14 protein-coding genes are annotated in these 16940 nt (G+C 48.7%); 6 read left to right on the top strand and 8 right to left on the bottom strand.

Features of this window, described 5'->3' with window-relative positions; all coding sequences use genetic code 11:
- Positions 1-167 precede the first annotated feature (167 nt).
- Positions 168-587: an OsmC family protein gene (locus tag H3L97_RS11305; RefSeq protein WP_097114212.1), complete on the bottom strand. Its 420-nt coding sequence runs from the start codon at positions 585-587 to the stop codon at positions 168-170.
- Positions 588-690: 103 nt separating this feature from the next.
- On the opposite strand from H3L97_RS11305, the gene H3L97_RS11310 reads away from it, so the two are divergent.
- On the top strand, positions 691-1161 hold the full coding sequence (locus H3L97_RS11310; protein ID WP_224446343.1) for a SixA phosphatase family protein: 471 nt from the start codon (positions 691-693) through the stop codon (positions 1159-1161).
- A gap of 52 nt (positions 1162-1213) precedes the next feature.
- On the opposite strand, the gene folK is transcribed toward H3L97_RS11310, so the two are convergent.
- Together folK and H3L97_RS11320 are read right to left on the bottom strand one after the other, a co-directional pair.
- Positions 1214-1693 carry a 2-amino-4-hydroxy-6-hydroxymethyldihydropteridine diphosphokinase gene (gene folK / locus H3L97_RS11315; RefSeq protein WP_097114213.1) on the bottom strand — a complete coding sequence of 160 codons (480 nt, stop codon included), beginning with the start codon at positions 1691-1693 and terminating at the stop codon, positions 1214-1216.
- 51 nt (positions 1694-1744) lie between these two features.
- Entirely contained in the window at positions 1745-3406 is a 1662-nt protein-coding gene (locus tag H3L97_RS11320) for an electron transfer flavoprotein-ubiquinone oxidoreductase (RefSeq protein WP_097114214.1), read from the bottom strand.
- 746 nt (positions 3407-4152) lie between these two features.
- Here H3L97_RS11320 and tilS point away from each other — a divergent pair.
- Positions 4153-5460, top strand: coding sequence for a tRNA lysidine(34) synthetase TilS (gene tilS / locus H3L97_RS11325; RefSeq protein ID WP_097114216.1), 1308 nt, complete (start codon positions 4153-4155; stop codon positions 5458-5460).
- On the opposite strand, the gene tadA is transcribed toward tilS, so the two are convergent.
- A complete protein-coding gene (gene tadA / locus H3L97_RS11330; RefSeq protein ID WP_097114293.1) occupies positions 5445-6158 on the bottom strand; it encodes a tRNA adenosine(34) deaminase TadA in 714 nt (237 codons plus the stop codon). The two genes, tilS and tadA, sit on opposite strands and share 16 nt — an antisense overlap.
- Positions 6159-6239: 81 nt before the next feature.
- Entirely contained in the window at positions 6240-8804 is a 2565-nt protein-coding gene (locus H3L97_RS11335) for an AsmA family protein (protein WP_179655822.1), read from the bottom strand.
- An 85-nt stretch (positions 8805-8889) separates the two neighbouring features.
- Here H3L97_RS11335 and glnD point away from each other — a divergent pair, with 85 nt between their 5' ends.
- Entirely contained in the window at positions 8890-11418 is a 2529-nt protein-coding gene (glnD, locus tag H3L97_RS11340; RefSeq protein WP_097114218.1) for a [protein-PII] uridylyltransferase, read from the top strand.
- Positions 11419-11685: 267 nt separating this feature from the next.
- Here glnD and H3L97_RS11345 read toward each other — a convergent pair whose 3' ends face one another.
- From H3L97_RS11345 to H3L97_RS11355, 3 genes are read right to left on the bottom strand one after another with little or no spacing between them, the layout of a single operon-like run.
- Positions 11686-12021, bottom strand: a complete 336-nt coding sequence (locus H3L97_RS11345; protein WP_097114219.1) for a hypothetical protein — start codon at positions 12019-12021, stop codon at positions 11686-11688.
- A 53-nt stretch (positions 12022-12074) separates the two neighbouring features.
- The gene (locus H3L97_RS11350) at positions 12075-12692 is read right to left on the bottom strand and encodes a riboflavin synthase subunit alpha (RefSeq protein WP_097114220.1); all 618 of its coding nucleotides are present in this window, start codon (positions 12690-12692) and stop codon (positions 12075-12077) included.
- 51 nt (positions 12693-12743) lie between these two features.
- Positions 12744-13139 carry a PTS sugar transporter subunit IIA gene (locus tag H3L97_RS11355; RefSeq protein ID WP_097114221.1) on the bottom strand — a complete coding sequence of 132 codons (396 nt, stop codon included), beginning with the start codon at positions 13137-13139 and terminating at the stop codon, positions 12744-12746.
- 130 nt (positions 13140-13269) lie between these two features.
- On the opposite strand from H3L97_RS11355, the gene H3L97_RS11360 reads away from it, so the two are divergent.
- The 3 genes from H3L97_RS11360 to ptsP all read left to right on the top strand — a co-directional run bounded on the left by H3L97_RS11360 (position 13270) and on the right by ptsP (position 16899).
- Entirely contained in the window at positions 13270-14583 is a 1314-nt protein-coding gene (locus H3L97_RS11360; protein WP_224446342.1) for an MFS transporter, read from the top strand.
- Positions 14584-14858: 275 nt separating this feature from the next.
- Positions 14859-15128 (top strand): HPr family phosphocarrier protein, encoded by a 270-nt coding sequence (locus tag H3L97_RS11365; protein WP_097114223.1) that lies wholly within the window; start codon positions 14859-14861, stop codon positions 15126-15128.
- A 1-nt stretch (position 15129) separates the two neighbouring features.
- A complete protein-coding gene (ptsP, locus tag H3L97_RS11370; RefSeq protein WP_097114224.1) occupies positions 15130-16899 on the top strand; it encodes a phosphoenolpyruvate--protein phosphotransferase in 1770 nt (589 codons plus the stop codon).
- The last annotated feature ends 41 nt before the right edge of the window (positions 16900-16940 follow it).

Genomic DNA, 16940 nt, shown 5'->3' on the forward strand with positions numbered 1-16940 from the left:
TTAATTAAAAATGATTCTGTATTACTTAAATTTTAAAGTTAAAACTTAATCCACACGCACCAATCAAACCATTTAGCCAAATAAAGTTCACATTTAACATTTTGAAAATCCAATGACAAAAAATGACAAAAGCTGCCTGAAATATGCATTCAGGCAGCCTGAAACTTTTATTCTGCCGCCACAATTTCAAAACTGTGGCTCACTTTGGCGGCTTTGCCCAACATAATGGACGCGGAACAGTATTTTTCGGCAGACAAGGACACCGCTTTGGCAATGGCTTCGTGGTTCAAATCATGGCCAATCACTTGAAAATGAATGTGTATTTCGGTAAACACTTTAGGAATGCTGTCGGCGCGTGTGCCTTCTACGGTGGCAATGCAATCCACAATGCGTTGGCGTTGTTTTTTGGCAATTTCTACCACGTCAATGCTGGAACAGCCCGCCACGCCCATCAGCAGCAGCTCCATTGGGCTGGCACCGCGTTTGCCGCCTTCGCTGGCGGCTTGTCCGTCCATGACCACGCTTTGTCCTGTTTCGTTGGTGGCGACAAAGCAGCGATTTTCTACCCATTGGCTTGTGATTTTCATATTGGATTCTTTCGTTTAAAAGGTTAAAATTTTGATGATAACGTGTTTTCAGGCTGCCTGAAAGTGGGTAGTATCGGATTTTTTGTTGTGGAGAAAACAGCTCATGTTGAATTTGATTTTGTGGCGACACGCCCAAGCCGAAGTGGGCGACAAAGATTTGGCACGGCGTTTGACGAAAAAAGGGCGCAAACAAGCGCGAAAAATGGCGGCATTTTTGCGCGAAAAGCTGCCTGAAAAACCCGAATTGTGGGTATCGGAAGCCAAGCGCAGTCGCCAAACGGCAGCCTATTTGGGTCGCCCCACGCGCCGTTTGGCTGGGCTGAACCCCAACGTGGCGGCATACGACATCGCCCCCATTTTGGGCGAATGTGGCGAAAACCAAACCGTGATTGTGGTGGGTCATCAACCGTGGATTGGCGATTTGGCGGCATTGCTGCTCAATGGCAATGGCGAGGTGGCGGCACGGTCGTGGGCGTTTAAAAGGGGGGCGATTTGGTGGTTTGAGATTGGTCGCACGGCAGACGATACTTTGTCGGTTAAATTGCGTATGGTCATGAATCCCAAAGACATTTAAACACAAAAACAGGCAGCCTGAACATGGTTTTTCAGGCTGCCTGTTTGGCTTTTCAGGGCAAACGCACCATGCCTTCATCACCCAAAAGAGTGGCGATTTCGGCGGCAGTACCGTATTCCCCCAAAACCCAATCGGGTGCGATTTCTGCCAATGGCAACATCACAAATCCCCGCAAATGGGCGCGTGGGTGGGGCAAAGTCAATTCGGGCGTATCCCATTTTTCATGATTAAAATCAATCACATCTAAATCCAAAGTACGCGGTGCATTTTGAAATGAACGCACGCGCCCAAATTCATTTTCCACATTTTGCAACAAATGCAGCAACGCCAAGGCATGGAGCGGTGTGCGCAGCACCGCCACCGCATTGATGAAATCGGGTTGGTCGGCATAGCCCACGGGCGCGGTGCGGTACAAAGACGACACGCGCAAATCGGCAATTTCAGGCTGCTGACGCAATTTTGCCAGCGCGTTTTGGATTTGGGCAATGGGGTTGTCCAAATTGCTGCCCAAAGCGATGATGGCGGTATTCATGTTTTTCCTTTTCAAAAATAAGGGATTGATGATTTTCAGGCTGCCTGAAAACTACATCGCGCCATAATTGGGTCCACCGCCACCTTCTGGACAAACCCAATTGATGTTTTGGGTGGGGTCTTTGATGTCGCAGGTTTTGCAATGCACGCAGTTGGCGGCGTTGATTTGCAAACGCGGTACGTTGTTTTCTTGCACAATTTCGTACACACCAGCAGGGCAATAGCGCGTTTCGGGGCTGGCATAATCACGGTAATTCACATCGATTGCCAAGCTGGGGTTTTTTAATTGCAAATGAACGGGTTGATTTTCTTCGTGCGACACGTTTGCCAAAAACACGCTGCTCAATCGGTCAAAAGTGAGCTTGCCATCTGGCTTGGGATAATGAATGGCTTGAAACAAATCGGCTTTTTTCAGGCTGCCTGAATCGCTGCCGTGATGGGAAATTGTCCAAGGCGTTTTGCCTTTGAAAACATATTGTTCCAAAGCCGTGTATGCCATGGCAGGCAACAAACCCCATTTAAACGCAGGGCGAATATTGCGCGCTTGGTGCAATTCTTGATACAACCAACTGTTTTCAAATAAAGTTTGATACTGTGTGGCGATTTTGCCTTTTTCAGGCGGCACATCGCCCAAATCGTCCAAAATCGGAAAAATCGCTTCGGCGGCAAGCATGGCAGATTTCATTGCCGCGTGGCTGCCTTTAATGCGCGGCACGTTCAAAAAACCAGCCGCATCGCCAATCAAAACCCCACCTTCAAACGCCAATTTAGGTAAACTTTGCAAGCCGCCTTCCACCAAAGCGCGCGCACCATAGGCAATGCGTCTGCCGCCTTCCAGCATGGGGCGAATGGCGGGGTGCAGTTTCAAGCGTTGCATTTCTTCAAAAGGCGACAAATAGGGATTTTGATAATCCAAACCCACCACCAAACCAATGGCAATTTGATTGTTGTCCAAATGATAAATGAATGAACCGCCATAGGTTTTGCTGTCCAAAGGATAACCCACGGTGTGCATTGCCAAACCTGCCTGACATTGCTCGGGCGACACTTCCCAAATTTCCTTAATGCCCAAACCATAAGTTTGCGGTTGGCTGTGTTTGTCCAACGCAAATTGTTTGATGATTTGTTTGCTCAACGAACCGCGCGCGCCTTCGGCAAACAGGGTTTGTTGGGCGTGCAATTCCATGCCTGCCTGAAAATTTTCGGTGGGGCTGCCATTTTTGTCCACGCCCATATTGCCTGTTGCCACGCCTTTTACGCTGCCATTTTCGTGATACAAAATCTCGCTGGCGGCAAAACCTGCGTAAATTTCCACGCCCAACAATTCGGCTTGTTCAGCCAGCCATTTGCACAACAAGCCCAAGCTGATGATGTAATTGCCCTCGTTTTGAAAACTGGGTGGCGTAATCGGCATGGTAAACGATTGATTTTCAGTTAAAAACAAAATTTTGTCTTGCGTAACCGTGCGTGTGAGCGGCGCGCCCAATTCGCGCCAATTCGGAAACAATTCGCCCAAAGCAATCGGGTCAATAATCGCCCCCGAAAGGGTGTGCGCGCCCACTTCGCTGCCTTTTTCCAAAACGCAAATGCTGATTTCACGTTGATTTTGTTGGGCAATTTGTTTTAATTTGATGGCGGCGGTTAAGCCAGCCACGCCTGCGCCAACAATCACCACATCATATTGCATGCTGTCGCGTTCTGTGGTTTGTGTCATGTTTGTTGTCCTGTGTTTTTGCTTTTAAAATGCGCGAATTTTATCATTATTGGCAAAAAGCTGCCTGAAAACGCAGCAAATCGTTTTCAGGCAGCCAGAAACCTTTGAAAAACTCGGTTTGTAGGGGCAGATTTCATATCTGCCCCGTTTAGGTTCTCAGAAATTTTCATTCTTATCAATAAATTGAAAAAAGGGCGGATATGAAATCCGCCCCTACGTCAGTTTAAAAGTAGGTTTTGCAAAGGTTTCAGCCAAAAAAAAACGGGCAGCTTTGGGGAAAACTGCCCGAAATACCTCAAATCAGAGATTTTACGCTTCACAAACATACAGGCTTGCGCCTGCCTTTGCCATGCCGCCCGAAAGGAAAAAAGCGACACCGCAAAGCCGATATTTCACGCAACCGAAACGTAAGAAAAGCTGCCTGAAATGTTGTTTCTCTCTATTTTTGTAGCTCTGTGTAACGAACTATATAAAATTTTATGCCAATTGACAAGCACAAATGTGCCTGTTTTTTCACAAAAACGATTTTATTGTGCAATAATGCACTTTGGCGCACTTTAAAATCTTTTTTCATAAAAAAACGATATGAATGTGATAAAAAATATCCATGATAAAAAATCACCACAAGCAAAATGATGATTGATTTTGCTGCCTTTTATTGCACATACATGTATGTTTGTGCCATTGAATTTTGCTTTATTGTTCACAACAGATGATTTCAGGCTGCCTGAAACGGGGTTTCATTTATGCTGCTGCACCACATTCACACTTTTTTTCAACAACACACGCGCCCACCAACTGTGTGGGTGGGATTGAGCGGCGGCGCGGATTCGGTGGCTTTGCTGCACGCGCTGACACGGTATCGGCATCGGCAAATGTGTTCAGGCAGCCTGAATTTGGCAGCCATTCACGTCCATCACGGCTTGAATGAAAATGCGGATATGTGGGCGGATTTTTGCGCCAATTTGTGCCAGCAATACGCTGTGCCACTCACCATTGAGCGCGTGCAAATTGACGCCAGCGATTTGGGCGTGGAAGCCGCAGCTCGGGCGGCACGCTATCGCGCTTTTGCGAAAAACATCGGTTCAGGCAGCCTGATTTTGGCGCACCACGCTGACGACCAAGTGGAAACGGTTTTGTTGGCGATGTTGCGTGGTGGGGGTTTACGCGCATTGGCGGCAATGCCCGAAACGCGCGTTTCAGGCAGCCTGAATGTTTTGCGCCCATTTTTGAATGCGTCTCGTGCCGAAATTGAGCAATATATTCAACAACATCAACTCACACACATTCACGACACCAGCAACGATTGCACCGATTTTTTGCGCAACTGGGTGCGCCACGATTTGTTGCCCCACATTCAAAATCGCGTTCCCGACATTCGGCAGCACATTTTGGGCAGCATTGAGGTTTTGCAAGATGAATTGTCGGTTGTGAATCAAGTTTTGGCGCAAGATTGGCAAGATTGTTGCCACAATGGGATTGTGTCGCGCCCTGCCCTGTTGCGTTTGAGCGCGGCAAGACAAAAGGCGGTGTTATTGAAATTTTGTGAAATCAAAAAATTGGGTCTGCCACGCAAAAGCAGCCTGAATGATTTTATGGCACATTTGCCCGATTCGGCACAACACATTTGGTCGTTGCCACAAGGGGCAATTTGGCTTTATCGCCAGCACCTGTGGGCGTGGCACGCGCAACAACAAGCCGATTATGTGGCGCAAACGCAAAATTTTTCAGGCAGCCTGAATCGCGCACCGCAATTAACTTGGCAAGCCGCACCGCGCGGTTTGGCGTGGGCAGATTTGAATCGTGATGCGATTGTGCGCCCCTATCGCACCAGCGACACGCTCATCACACCACTGGGCAGAAAAAGCGTGGTCAAATTGTTGCAAGACAAAAAAATACCCCCACCCGTGCGCCGCCATTGGTTGGTGGTGGAAATGGCAGGCAAATGCGTGGCGGTGGCAAACATCGCCGTGTGCGAAAGCGTGGCGGTGGCAAACGGCTGGCTGCCTGAATGGCAACTCACTTTGCCTTTTGTGTCTCATCGTTTGGATTGAAAAAAGTCCTGCAACAGTTGTCGTGATTCATCTGCCAACACGCCACCCAACACGGCGGTGTGGGCATTCCAATTTTTCATCGCAAACAAATCCAACACGCTGCCTGCTGCGCCTGTTTTCGGTTCGGGCGCGGCAAAAATCAAGCGTCTGATTCGCGCCTGCAAAATCGCGCTGGCACACATGGCGCAAGGTTCAAGGCTCACATACACATCACAATCATTCAGGCGATAGTTTTGCAACACCTGCCCTGCTTGCGCCAATGCCAAAATTTCGGCATGGTGGCTCACATTGTGTTGTGAAACACATGAATTGTGCGCTTGGGCAATGATGTTGCCCCGATGAACCACAATCGCCCCCACAGGAATTTCGCCCAATTTGGCTGCCTGCGCCGCTTGTTGCAAAGCAAATTGCATAAAATAATTCATCTCATCGCGCGGTGGAAACACGGCAACAGGCGGACAATCGCGTAATTGCGTCTGCCAAAACACGCGCTGCTGCGGCGATAATTGGGCAACGCTGCAACCTTCTACCAAAGCCACCAGTTGCCAAAACACGGTTTGCGTGATGCCATTGGCGTGCTGTTTGAGCAACAAAAAGGCACGGCACGGGTTGATTTGGCGCACATCATCGGCATGGGCAATGCCCAAATCGGCAAGCCATTGGGCAACTTTGGGGGCAAATGGGGGGGTGCTTAACATGGTTGTTTCATCAAAAAGAAAAAATTTCAGGCTGCTTTTCACGACCCTACCCAATTTTAAAAAGCTGCCTGAAAGCCCAATCTAACGCGAATTGGCTTTTTTCTTATCGTCCTTTTTGCTGGGGGCGGCATCTTTTTTCACAACGGTTTTTTTGTCTTTGGCGGCATTTTTGTCTGCGCTGGGTTTGGGCTTGGGTTTGTCTTCGTTGGATTTATTGGGGGGTTTGGGTTTGTCCTTTTCTTTGGGCGCGACTGGGGCTTTTTTGTCAGGATTGGGCTTTTTGTCGGCGGTGGTTTTCTTGTCGTTTGCCTGTTTTTTGTCTTTGGCGATTTTGTCGGTTTTGTCCGATTTTTCGCCACGCGCATTTGCCGATGGTTGCAAAATGGGCTTAATCGGCTGTTTGGGTTCGGGTTTCAAATCGGGCTTGGGCAGGGGGGCAAGTTGCACGTCTTCTGCGCTGGCTTTGGCTGGCGGTGGGCTTTCAGGCTGCACCAACACATTGGCAACACCCTTATCGTTTTCCGTTTGATTTTCGGTGGATGCGATGGCTTTTTCTCTGCCTTCTCTTATCCATTCCCATTGTTTTTTCAGTGCATTTTCCACCGCTTCTTTTTTCTGTTGGGCGGTTTTTAAGCCGCGCGTCAATTTTTCATAATTCAAGCTGATGGCGGGATTATCAATCGTGCCGCTTAATTTGATGGGCAGAATGTTTTGTCCATTGTTGCTGGTTAAAAATACATCGTTGCCGATTTGTCCGCTCAACAAATTGGTTTCGCCTGTGCTGGTCATTTCCACGGCTGGCTGAACAAAACGGCTGCTTATTTGATGTCTGCTCACGCCTTTTTGGATATCGGATTTCAACTCAAATTGGCTAAATGGTGTGGCAGAATCGCGGTTGCTTTGCAATTTGTTGTTGCCATTGTCGGCATTGTTCATCAATTCTGCAATGTTCAAACCGTGCCAACTGCCGTTTGCCACATTCAAATGCAATGTGCCTGCCAGGTTTTCGGTTAATTGCTGGCGCGTGCTGCCTGTGGTGGTCAAGTTCAATTCGGCATCGCCTTTGCCGCTCAATTCGCTGCTGCGGAACAAATCTTGCATGAGCGGCAAAATCTGCACCCCTTGCGCCTTTTGTGTGAGCGTATAGCGCAAGGGCGATTCGTTTGCCACCACCAAGCTGCCTGATGTGTGTCCGCTATACAAATCGGCACTCAATGGTTCAAAAGTCATGCTTTTGCTGTTTGCCAACAGGGTGGTTTGAATGTCGTTGATTTCCAGCGAGGGCAAATTCAAGGTGCTGATGGCAACATCAATGGTTGCCTGCACATCATCGCGCAACCATTGGGGATAAGACGATTCTGCCCCTTTTTGAATTTGTGGCAAATACGCGTCCAAATTCAATTTGGCAAGCTGCACCGTGCCGCTCAACACATTGCCTTGGCGCACCAATGAAAATTGCGCGGGCTGACGGTCAAACATACCTTGTGCTTGGGTTTGCCAATTTTCGGCATTTTGCACGTTCAGGCTGCCCGACAATTCGGCAAGCAAACGTGGCACTTTGCCTGCTTGTTCTTGGCGGGTGCTGATTTTCACATCGGGCATGCTAAAACTTTGGTTGGGTCGCCAATTTGCCGAACCGTTGAATGTGAGATAGGTCGTGCCAAAATCGGGGCTACGCGCATCAAAATTGAGTGTCATTTCTTGGCTTTGCCATTGTTGGTTTTGCCAATCGGCTTCGCCAATGGTGATGGTGCCGCTTAATTGTTGATTGCCTTGGCTGCCTGTAAACACGCTGTTTACGTCTTTTACGCGCCAATCGTTGCCGATTTGGGTGATTTTTTTCACGCTCACATCGCTGTGGCTGGCAAAGCGGTTGCTGCGCACAATCAACTGGCTGTCTTCTGCCACAATTTGCTGTGGGTTGGCAACAATATGGGTGCTGAGGCTGCCTGAAAAATCCTGATTGCTTTCTTGACCATTGAATTTGGCAAGCACATTGGGCAACAGCAAATCGCCTTTTTCATTGTATTTGGCAATGCCTTGTGCTTGAAGGTGTAATTGATTCCACGATGAATGCTGCGCTTGCGCGGTGAGGTTATAGACCACATCGCTGCCACGGTGTTCGTGTTGATAGGCAATTTTGTTCAACTGAATTTGCTGATTGTGAATGTGCAACAAAATATTGCCATTGTTGATAAAAGCCCGATTCACAGGCAATTTACCCGCACTTTGATTGAGCAAATCGGCAAAATTCCACACACCCTGTTCGTTGCGGCTCAACACGGCAGCCACATTGTTCAAAACCAATTTTTCAATTTCGGTTTGCCCCAACAGGCTGCGCCACGCCACGCCCACGCGCATTTCGCCCAACTGGGCGGCGGGGGTTTTGCCATCGGGTTCGGTCAGCACCACATTGCGCAAAATGATGGTGGGACGCGGCGTTAAGCTCCGCCCCACATCGGCATCAAATGTGAGCTGGCGTTGTGTGCCTGCCAAGGCTTGATTTGCCATGTGGCTCAATTTTGCCGCATCGGAAATGCGATACAGGGCAAAATACAGCCCCCCAATCAGCACAAAAATCCCCAATGTGCCATAAAAAGCCACACGAAACCAAGTTTGATTAAGATAATGTGAAAACGGTTGCATATCAAATATCATTGAATCAGAATAAACCTATTTTAACACACATTGCTTTTCAGGCAGCCTGAACCCTTTTTCAAGAAAGAAAATCATGCCCCATCAACACCTTTGTGCGCAAAAAGAACAAGCCACACAACTGTATTTGCGCGAACGCAGCCCTTTGAAATTTTTTCGCCGCCACAGTCAAGCCATTTACGCCTTTTTGCAACAAGTGTGGTTGCAACATTTTGGGGCAGATTCGCCTTTGTGTTTGCTGGCGGTGGGCGGTTTGGGGCGTGGCGAGCTGTATCCGCATTCCGATTTGGATTTGGCTATCGTTGCCCCCGAGCCATTGCACACGGCACAACAGGAACGCATCGCCCAATTTGTGCAAACGCTGTGGGACGCGCAACTCAATCCTGCCGTGCGTTCAGGCAGCCTGAACGAATTATGCCAAGCAGCACAACACGATTTGAGTACCGACACCGCCTTTTTGGAAATGAAATACCTTTCAGGCAGCCTGAATTTGGCGCAACGCTGCGAAAAAGCCTTTTCCCAACAACGCGATATCGTCTCCTTCATGCAAGGCAAAGTGCTGGAAATGCAACAACGCCACGCCAAGCAACCCAGTTTCGCCCTAGAACCCAACATCAAAAACGCCACAGGCGGCTTGCGCGACATACACACCATGATGTGGCTGGCAAAAGTCCAAAATTTATCGGGCGACTGGTTTCATGCTGCCGAACGCGCCCTGCTCCACCGAGCAGAATGGGGCTTGTTGCGCCAAAGCCACCGCATTTTGGCGCAAATTCGCATAGAACTGCACCTTGCCGCCAACCGCGCCGAAGACCGCCTGATTTTTGATTTACAAAGCACTTTGGCACACAATTTGGGTTTGGGTCAGCACGCCCAGCAAGGCAGCGAAAAGCTGATGCACCAAACCTATCGTGCCTTAAAAACCGTGTGTCAGCTCAATGAAATGATTGTGCCCATGCTGTGTGGGCGCGTGTACAGCCACTTTCCGCGCCACATCACGCATTTGGACGATGATTATTACGCCGTGGGCAACAAAATCGCCGCCAAAGACCTCAAATTATTTGAAAAACAGCCCGAACACCTGTTTATTTTGATTGAAAAATTGCAACAAAATCGCCAACTCAATGGCATTGCCCCCAAAACCTTGCGCCAATGGTGGGCGGCATCGCAAAACATCAACGCGCATTTTTACAATAATCCTGCCAATCGCGCCCGTTTTTTGCGTTTTTTTGAATGGGGCGATGGGCTAACGCACATCATGCGTTTGCTCAATGTTTATGGGATTTTGGGGCGATATTTACCCGAATGGCACAAAATTGTGGGTTTGTTGCAACACGATTTGTTTCACATTTATCCTGTTGATGACCACATTTTGATGGTGTTGCAAAACATGCGCCGTTTTGCCATAGACGCGCACAGCCACGAATTGCCTTTCGCATCGGGCTTGATGCACGAGTTTGAACCCAAATCGGTTTTGTATTTGGCAGCCCTGTTTCACGATATTGCCAAAGGACGCAACGGACAACACGAAATTTTGGGCGTGGCAGACGCGCAACGTTTCGCCCACGACCACCATCTGCCCACCGAACACGCCAATTTGCTGGCATGGCTGGTGGAACACCACTTGTTGATGTCGCAAGTTGCCCAAAAACAAGACATTGACCACCCCCAAGTGATTGCCGATTTTTGTGAAAAAGTGGTTTCGCCACAACGTTTAACCGCGCTGTATTTGCTTACCGTTGCCGACATTCGCGGCACCAACCCCAAAATTTGGAATGGCTGGAAAGCGCAATTATTGCAACGGCTTTTTCAGGCAGCCTTAAAACATTTATCGGGCGAAAACACGCCACCCAGCACGCTTTTGAATGTGCGCGAGCAGCACGCCCACGCGATTTTGTCGCAACACCACGCCACGCCCAAGCAAATCAAAAAATTGTGGCAAATTTTGGGGCAAGCCTATTTTGTCAGCCATTCGGTGGAGATGATGGCGTGGCATTTGCCGATTTTGTCTGCCCAACCCGATTTGCCTACCGCGCAAATTTTGCCTTTGCCCGACAATGTGTTGCAAATTTTGGTTTACATGCCCAATGGCGACCGCCTGTTTACGCGCCTGTGCCGATTGTTGAGCCAACATCATTTGGATATTGTTGCCGCGCGCGCTTTTATTACGGAACACAATTTCATTTTGGATACGTTTCATGTGGCGTTTGATGAGCGCGTTTTGCCCGAGGAATACCCTCAAATTCAGGCGGCTTTGTTGCAAAAATTGCACCGTTTTATTGCTCAACCTTTTGAAATTGCCCCCAGCAGCCTGAAAAAAAGTCGCCGCGCCAAACATTTGCCCTTCATGCCCATTTTGGACATTCAGCCCGACAACGAACAGCAAGGCTGGTACAACATTGAAATCATCGCCGCCAATCGCAATGCGCTGCTTGCCGACATCACGGAAGTGTTTGCCCAATATCAAGTGCGTTTGCGCCACGCCCACATTTCCACTTTGGGCGACCGCGTGGAAGACCGCTTTTGGGTACACGCCCCTCAATGGCAACTGGATTCGTTGCAACAATGGGCATTTCAACGCGATTTGTTGGCACAATTGGCTTAAATTCAGGCAGCCTGAAACCTTTGCAAAACTCGGTTCGCAAGGGCAGATTTCATATCTGCCCTGTTTAGACTTGCAGAAATTTTTATTTTTGGGACGCCATGTAGGGTGCAACTTGTTGCACCAAATCCATGTTTTATCAGGAAAATGGTGCAACAAGTTGCACCCTACACTCGTCCTATTTTTACATAAATTGAAAAAAGGGCGGATATGAAATCCGCCCCTACGTCAGTTTAAAAGTAGGTTTTGCAAAGGTTTCAGCCTGAATGCTCATTTGGGCAAGGTGTTTTTCTTGTATGGCACCATGCTGCTGCGCGAGAGCAACATCAGGCAGCCTGAAAATATCATGCCTATGGCAATCAGTGGCGAAGTGGCAATCAGGTATTCATGTCGCGCATAAATCGCGCCACCCACATACATCAACAAAGGTGCGCTGACGATGCTTTGTTTGTTGATGCCGTCAAAAATCAGCAGCAGCAAGCCTGTTGCCACCAAGCCATACGCCACAATCATGGCGGTGCTGGGAAACCAATCCATAGATTTGAGCAACCACAACACACCCGCCACAATCAAAAACAAAGGCAGCAGCATAGACGATGTTCTCATGATGATTTTCCTTTTTAAACAAAAAGCCGATTAACGGAAAATTGTCTGCAACATCATTTTGCCGAATGCTGCGCCAACACACGCGCCACCGTATCCACAATGGCTTGGGTTTGTGGGTCAATTTCCACGTTGATGACATCGCCCACCTGACGGCTGCCAAACAGCGTGCGATTGAGCGTTTCGGGAATCAAATGCACATTAAATTGCCCGTTTGCCACTTCGCCTATGGTGAGGCTGCAACCGTCTAAACCCACAAATCCTTTTGGTAAAACATAGGCTTGTAAATGTTCAGGCAGCCTGAACCAAATGGTGCAGTTGTGTTGGCTGCGTTCAATGTGGGTGATGGGGGTTTGGGCGATGATGTGTCCGCTCATCACATGACCGCCAATTTCATCGCCAAAACGGGCGGCGCGTTCCAAATTCACTTTATCGCCAATTTTCAGGCTGCCCAAATTGGTTTTTGCCAAAGTTTCTGCCATTAAATCAAAGGCAACGTGGTTGCCGTCAAACTCGGTAATGGTCAAACAGCAGCCATTGTGGGCAATGGACGCGCCCACTTGCAAATCGTGTGCCATGTGCGGCGGCAAAGCAACGGTGTGGCTGCGAAAATCATCGCTTTTTTGGTTGATGGCAATGAGTTCGCCCATGCCTTGTACAATTCCTGTGAACATGATTTTTTCCTTATGATTTGATTGATGAATTTTTTTCAGGCAGCCTGAATGCTATTCACAAAATGCCATAATGCCGTCTATACCCGATTGTTTCACACGCGCGACAAAAGCGTCCAAATCCGACTCGCGGCTGGAATCGTTTATCGCCCGAATCAACATGGGCGCGTTTAAGCCGCTAATCATGGCAGATTGTTGTGGCACAATCATTTTCATCGCGGCATTGCAGGGGGTTGCGCCAAAAATGTCGGTTAAAATCAACACACCGTGTCCGCGATTGAGTTCAGGCAGCATATTTTGGGCGCGTGTGATGATGTTGTGGTGGTCATCGGTGTTTTCCACGTTCAAAATGCGAATGTGGTCGGATTGCAAATGGGGAAAAAAATGTTGGGCAAGCTGCGTGTATGCCGCGCCCATGGTTTCGTGGGTAATGATTAAAATCCCAATCATGGTTTATTATCTTTCACAGACAAAATCAAGGAATCGGCAAGTGTAGCCGATTTTCAGGCTGCCTGAAAGGGTGGCACGGTGCGTTTTCAGGCAGCCATTTTCGGTAAAATCTGCTATATTTGAGCATTTTTTGCGAGATAAACAAATGGATTTACGCGACAAAATTGCCCAAAGCCCCATGGGTTTACAACAATGGCTGGTGGTGGCATTGGCAGTATTGCTCAATATGTTAGACGGCTTTGATGTTCTGGCATTGGCATTTACCGCCAAAAGCATTACCAGCGAATTGGGTTTAAACGGCGCACAAATTGGCACTTTAATGAGTGCAGGTTTGTTGGGCATGGCGGCAGGGTCGCTGCTGTTGGGGCCTTTTGCCGATAAATGGGGTCGCCGTCCCGTGTTGTTGCTTGCCACCGCATTGGCAGCAGGCGGTATGTTGATGACCTATTTTGCCCATTCATTTGAAAGCATTGCCCTATCGCGCGTGATAACGGGCATAGGCGTAGGCGGCATTTTGCCTTGCACCAACGTGATTGTCAGCGAATACGCCAACAAAAAATGGCGCGGTTTAGCCATTGCCATTTATGCGGCAGGATTTGGCGTGGGCGCGATGTTGGGCGGCATGGCGGCGGTGATGTTGCAAAACGAATACGGTTGGCGTGGCGTGTTTTTAACAGGCGCGGTGGCAACGGCTTTGGCGTGGTTGATTGTATTGGTGTGGCTGCCTGAAAGCGTGGATTTTTTGATGAGCAAACGCCCCACCAACGCCAAAGCACGATTGAACCAAATTGCCAACAAAATCGGCTTGGCAGGCGATTGGGATTTGCCCCACACCAGCGAAAACCCCCAACAAAAAGCGTCCATTTTGCGCCTGTTTGAACGCGACAACATCAAAACCACCTTGTTGATTTGGTTGGCATTTGTGAGCGTGATGGCATCGTTTTACTTCATCAGCTCGTGGACACCCAGTTTGCTGGAAAACGCAGGCATGGCAAAAGAAAAAAGCCAAACCGTAGGCATGGGCATTTCCATAGGCGGCACAATCGGCTCATTGGCATTCGGCTTTTTGGTCAGCCGTTGGGACAGCCGCAAAGTGCTGTTGGCATTTACCGTGTTATCGGCTTTGGCGGTGTGTGCGTTTGTGCCAGCCACATCGGTTTTGTCGTTGGCATTGGTGCTGGCAATCGCATTGGGTGCGCTGATTAACGGCTGCATTGCGGGTTTGTACACCATCAATCCCACGCTTTATGCCACCGAATTTCGCAGCACAGGTGTGAGCATGGCGATTGGCGTGGGGCGATTGGGTTCGATTGTATCGCCCTTGGCAGTTGGCATTTTGCTGGACGCAGGCTGGCAGAAAAATCAACTGTATTTTGGTTCGGCGGTGGTGTTGTTGCTTGCCACTTTGGGCATTGCATTTTTGCACACCAAAAAGCACAATTAAACTTTTCAGGCAGCCTTTACACTGCGCTACAAAAAATGGATTTTGCCTTCGGCGACTTACTTTTTAAAAAAGTAAGCCAAATACAGTTAAAAATAGGATAAGTGTAGGGTGCAACTTGTTGCACCATTTTACTGATAAATCATGAGTTTGGTGCAACAAGTTGCACCCTACATGGTGTCTCATTTTGTATTTGCTTTACTGTAAATTAATGTGTGTCCCAACAACATTTTCAGGCAGCCTGAAAACCCATCTCCCAAAAAACAAGGAAAAAAATCATGCCAAATCAAACCGTTCAAATCATCAACAAATTGGGTTTACACGCACGCGCGTCCAGCAAATTCACGCAAACCGCCGCACAATTCCAAAGCGAAGTGTGGGTATCGCGCAATGGCAAACGGGTAAACGGCAAAAGCATCATGGGCTTGATGATGCTCGCTGCCGCCCAAGGCACCGAAATTGAAATTGAAACCCAAGGCACAGACGAAATCGCCGCCATGCAAGCCCTAGTTGATTTGGTGGGCGATTATTTTGGCGAAGGGGAATAAAATGATTGTGTTACACGGCTATGCGGCAGGTAAAGGCATTGCCATTGGACGGGCGCATTTGGTGGTGCGCGGCGTGTCGGAAGTGCCACAATATCATCTGCATGAAAATGAAATTTCAAGCGAAATCAATCGCTTTGAAACCGCCATCAAAGCCACACGCAAACAGTTGGAGCAGCTACGCAGCGCCATTCCCGAAAATGCCCCCACCGAATTGGGCGCGTTCATTTCCCTGCATTTGATGTTGCTGACCGATGTAACCCTATCGCGCGAACCCATTGATATTTTAGAAGAACAAGCCATCAATGCCGAATGGGCTTTGAAAATCCAAACCGACCGTTTGAGCCAACAATTTGATGAAATTGACGATGAATATTTGCGCCAACGCAAACAAGATATGCTCCAAGTGGTTGAGCGCATTCAAAAAAACTTGGTCGGCAAAAGCACCGAAATCGTACTGGACGCCAATTTGCTGGACGACACCATACTCATCGCCCACGATTTGTCGCCTGCCGACACGGTCTATTTCAAAGACCAACGCATTGAAGGTTTTGTTACCGACATCGGTGGCAGCACCAGCCACACCGCAATTTTGGGACGCAGCCTGAATATTCCGTCTGTGATTGGCGTGGGCAATGCGCGACAACTCATCAGCGAACACGAATGGGTGATTGTGGACGGCATAGGCGGTGTACTCATCATCAATCCCGATGAAATTGTGTTGGCAGAATACCGCCGCCGTTTGAAAGCCTTTCGCAGTCGGCAAAGGGCTTTGAACAAACTGAAAAAAACCGCCGCCACCACCGCCGATGGCGAAGAAATTGAACTGCTCGCCAACATTGAAAGCGCAGACGACATCAAAGCCCTGCACAATTTGGGCGCAGACGGTGTGGGTTTGTTGCGTACCGAATTTTTGTATCTCAACCGCGACACGCTGCCCGAAGAAGAAGAGTTGTATCAAGTGTACAGCGACATTGCCAAAAAATTGAAAGGCAAGCCGCTCACAATCCGCACGGTGGATTTGGGCGTGGACAAAAATCCGCGCTGGTTTGGCAACAACGGTACGCCCAACGCTGCCTTAAACCCTGCTTTGGGCTTGACGGGCATTCGTTTGTGCCACGCCGAACCTGTGATGTTTCGCACCCAAATGCGGGCGATTTTGCGCGCTGCCGTGCATGGCAAAATCCGCATGATGTTCCCGATGATAGCCAGTTTATCTGAACTAAAACAAAGCCTTGTTCATTTAGAAACCGCCAAAAAACAGCTCACCGAACGCGGCGAACCTTTTGCCGAAGTGGACGTGGGCTGCATGATAGAAATCCCATCGGCAGCCTTAACCGTATCCAGTTTATTGAAATGGGTGGATTTTGTTTCCATCGGCACCAACGATTTGATTCAATACACCCTTTCGGTGGACAGGAGCGATGACGCGGTCAGCCATTTGTATCAGCCAGCGCACCCTGCTGTGATTAAATTGCTCTCGCACATCATACGCACCGCCAATCGCGTGGGCAAAGGCGTTTCATTGTGTGGCGAAATGGCAGGCGACACCACCTACACGCGTCTGTTGTTGGGTTTGGGATTGAGAAAATTTTCAATGAACATCAATAATTTACTTGATGTAAAGGACGTGATTTTGCGCAGCGACACCGAAGATTTGGAAAACGACATCATCAAAATCGTCCGCAACGAAGACCCCGATAAAACCGATGCACTGCTGAAAAAATTGAACGAATTTGACCCCAACGGCATTGCACCCATGCAGGCAGCCTGAAAATTCAGTAAAATGGCGGTTTTTGGGTTTCAGGCTGCCTG

Source organism: Alysiella filiformis, assembly GCF_014054525.1.
In the GTDB taxonomy this organism is placed as follows: Bacteria; Pseudomonadota; Gammaproteobacteria; order Burkholderiales; family Neisseriaceae; genus Simonsiella; species Simonsiella filiformis.

Bases quoted from the DNA above. Each gene is read 5' to 3' on its own strand.
- H3L97_RS11305 (WP_097114212.1), bottom strand. From the start codon at position 587: ATGAAAATCACAAGCCAATGGGTAGAAAATCGCTGCTTTGTCGCCACC.
- H3L97_RS11310 (WP_224446343.1), top strand. From the start codon at position 691: ATGTTGAATTTGATTTTGTGGCGACACGCCCAAGCCGAAGTGGGCGAC.
- folK (WP_097114213.1), bottom strand. From the start codon at position 1,693: ATGAATACCGCCATCATCGCTTTGGGCAGCAATTTGGACAACCCCATT.
- H3L97_RS11320 (WP_097114214.1), bottom strand. From the start codon at position 3,406: ATGACACAAACCACAGAACGCGACAGCATGCAATATGATGTGGTGATT.
- tilS (WP_097114216.1), top strand. From the start codon at position 4,153: ATGCTGCTGCACCACATTCACACTTTTTTTCAACAACACACGCGCCCA.
- tadA (WP_097114293.1), bottom strand. From the start codon at position 6,158: ATGTTAAGCACCCCCCCATTTGCCCCCAAAGTTGCCCAATGGCTTGCC.
- H3L97_RS11335 (WP_179655822.1), bottom strand. From the start codon at position 8,804: ATGCAACCGTTTTCACATTATCTTAATCAAACTTGGTTTCGTGTGGCT.
- glnD (WP_097114218.1), top strand. From the start codon at position 8,890: ATGCCCCATCAACACCTTTGTGCGCAAAAAGAACAAGCCACACAACTG.
- H3L97_RS11345 (WP_097114219.1), bottom strand. From the start codon at position 12,021: ATGAGAACATCGTCTATGCTGCTGCCTTTGTTTTTGATTGTGGCGGGT.
- H3L97_RS11350 (WP_097114220.1), bottom strand. From the start codon at position 12,692: ATGTTCACAGGAATTGTACAAGGCATGGGCGAACTCATTGCCATCAAC.
- H3L97_RS11355 (WP_097114221.1), bottom strand. From the start codon at position 13,139: ATGATTGGGATTTTAATCATTACCCACGAAACCATGGGCGCGGCATAC.
- H3L97_RS11365 (WP_097114223.1), top strand. From the start codon at position 14,859: ATGCCAAATCAAACCGTTCAAATCATCAACAAATTGGGTTTACACGCA.
- ptsP (WP_097114224.1), top strand. From the start codon at position 15,130: ATGATTGTGTTACACGGCTATGCGGCAGGTAAAGGCATTGCCATTGGA.